Annotated in this window: 3 protein-coding genes; all 3 read left to right on the forward strand. The window is 60.4% G+C overall.

The annotated features are described in order from the left end of the window. The coding region (locus tag D8V06_RS30850) for an aminomethyltransferase family protein (RefSeq protein WP_241667820.1) at nt 1-864 on the forward strand (864 nt) is incomplete at its 5' end. Between the two features lie 169 nt (nt 865-1,033). Further along, nucleotides 1,034-1,666, forward strand: coding sequence for a sarcosine oxidase subunit gamma family protein (gene soxG / locus D8V06_RS13695; RefSeq protein ID WP_056853880.1), 633 nt, complete (start codon nt 1,034-1,036; stop codon nt 1,664-1,666). 199 nt (nt 1,667-1,865) lie between these two features. Further along, nucleotides 1,866-2,446, forward strand: a 581-nt coding sequence (locus D8V06_RS13700) for a formyltransferase family protein (protein ID WP_277751298.1), incomplete at its 3' end; no start/stop codon positions are given.

A 2,446-nucleotide genomic window follows, 5' to 3' on the forward strand; every position in this document is an offset into this window, starting at 1 on the left:
GGCGTGACGGCATGCCTGGCCGACAACCATTTCGTGATGACCACCACCACCGGCGGCGCTGCACGCGTGCTGCAATGGTTGGAAATCTACCAGCAGACCGAATGGCCGGACCTGAAGGTGTACTTCACTTCCGTGACCGATCACTGGGCGACCATGACGTTGTCCGGGCCGAACAGTCGCAAGCTGCTCAGCGAAGTCACTGACATCGATTTGAGCAACGAAGCGTTCCCGTTCATGACCTGGAAAGAAGGTCTGGTCGGTGGCGTGCCGGCGCGGGTGTTCCGGATCTCGTTTACCGGTGAGCTGTCGTACGAAGTCAACGTGCAAGCCGACTATGCGATGGGTGTACTGGAAAAAATCGTCGACGCCGGCAAGAAGTACAACCTGACGCCGTACGGCACCGAAACCATGCACGTGCTGCGGGCCGAGAAGGGCTTCATCATCGTCGGTCAGGACACCGACGGCTCGATGACGCCGGACGACTTGAACATGGGCTGGTGTGTCGGTCGCACCAAACCGTTCTCGTGGATCGGCTGGCGCGGGATGAATCGTGAAGACTGTGTGCGTGATCAGCGCAAACAACTGGTTGGCCTCAAGCCGATCGATCCGAACAAATGGCTGCCGGAAGGTGCGCAACTGGTGTTCAACACCAAGCAGGCGATCCCGATGACCATGGTCGGCCACGTGACCTCCAGCTACGCGCACAACTCCCTGGGCTATTCGTTTGCCATGGGCGTGGTCAAGGGCGGCCTGAACCGTATGGGCGAGCGCGTGTTTGCGCCGCTGGCGGATGGCAGCGTGATCGAGGCGGAAATCGTTTCTTCGGTGTTCTTCGATCCGAAAGGCGAACGCCAGAACGTGTAACACCACAGTCGATCGTTCCCACGCTCTGCGTGGGAATGCATCCCGGGACGCTCCGCGTCCCTGAAAAGAGGCGCTCCGCGTCCAAAGAGCGGACGCAGAGCGTCCATGGCGGCATTCCCACGCAGAGCGTGGGAACGATCAACATGCAAGAATTCAGGAAAGGTGCTTTATGACCGCAGCCAATGTTTACCAACAACGCCCAACCACTGGGGCCAAGGCCGAGTCGTCGCTGCATCACGCCGACCTCGCCAGCCTGGTGGGCAAAGGTCGCAAGAATGCCGGCGTGACCGTGCGTGAGAAAAAACTTCTCGGCCACCTGACTATCCGTGGCGATGGCCACGATGCCGCGTTCGCCGCTGGCGTGCACAAAGCCCTGGGCATCGAATTGCCGGGCGCGCTGACCGTCATCGTCAAAGGCGAAACCAGCCTGCAATGGATGGGGCCGGATGAGTGGCTGCTGATCGTGCCGACCGGCGAAGAATTCGCCGCCGAGCAAAAACTGCGCGAAGCGCTGGGCGACCTGCACATCCAGATCGTCAACGTCAGCGGTGGTCAGCAGATCCTCGAACTGAGCGGTCCGAACGTGCGCCAGGTTTTGATGAAATCCACCAGCTACGACGTGCACCCGAACAACTTCCCGGTGGGCAAGGCTGTCGGCACGGTGTTCGCCAAGTCGCAACTGGTGATCCGCCATACCGGCGAAGACACCTGGGAACTGCTGATCCGTCGCAGCTTCTCGGATTACTGGTGGTTGTGGTTGCAGGATGCTTGCGCCGAGTACGGGCTGAGCGTTCAGGCCTGACGCCATGCTCACGACTGCTTTTGTGGCGAGGGAGCTTGCTCCCGCTCGGCTGCGAAGCAGTCGTGAATCCTGAGCCCGCGTTCCTGCTGAAGGATCGCGGTAGCTGGTTTTGGGGTCGCTGCGCGACCCAGCGGGAGCAAGCTCCCTCGCCACAGGGTTCGCTCTGTTTACTGGTTTTTGTAGCAGGAGTCACCGCACTATGAGCCGCGCCCCAGATACATGGATTTTGACCGCCGACTGCCCCAGCGTGCTCGGCACCGTGGACGCGGTGACTCGCTTTCTGTTCGAGCAGGGCTGTTACGTCACCGAACACCATTCCTTCGATGATCGGCTCTCGGGCCGTTTCTTCATTCGCGTGGAATTCCGTCAGCCGGACGGCTTCGACGAACAGTCGTTCCGCGCCGGTTTGCAGGAGCGCGGTGAATCCTTCGGCATGACCTTTGAACTGACGCCGCCGCATTACCGGCCGAAAGTGGTGATCATGGTTTCCAAGGCCGATCACTGCCTTAACGATTTGCTCTACCGCCAGCGCATTGGCCAATTGTCGATGGACGTTGCCGCCGTGATCTCCAACCACCCGGACCTGAAACCGCTGGCCGACTGGCACCAGATTCCCTACTACCACTTCCCGCTCGACCCGAACGACAAACCGTCGCAAGAGCGTCAGGTGTGGCAGGTAATCGAAGAGTCCGGTGCCGAGTTGGTGATCCTTGCGCGCTACATGCAGGTGCTGTCGCCGGAGCTGTGCCGCAAACTCGACGGCAAGGCGATCAACATTCA

The organism is Pseudomonas sp. Sample_24 (genome assembly GCF_004307605.1).
Taxonomy (GTDB): domain Bacteria; phylum Pseudomonadota; class Gammaproteobacteria; order Pseudomonadales; family Pseudomonadaceae; genus Aquipseudomonas.

Bases quoted from the DNA above. Each gene is read 5' to 3' on its own strand.
- soxG (WP_056853880.1), top strand. From the start codon at position 1,034: ATGACCGCAGCCAATGTTTACCAACAACGCCCAACCACTGGGGCCAAG.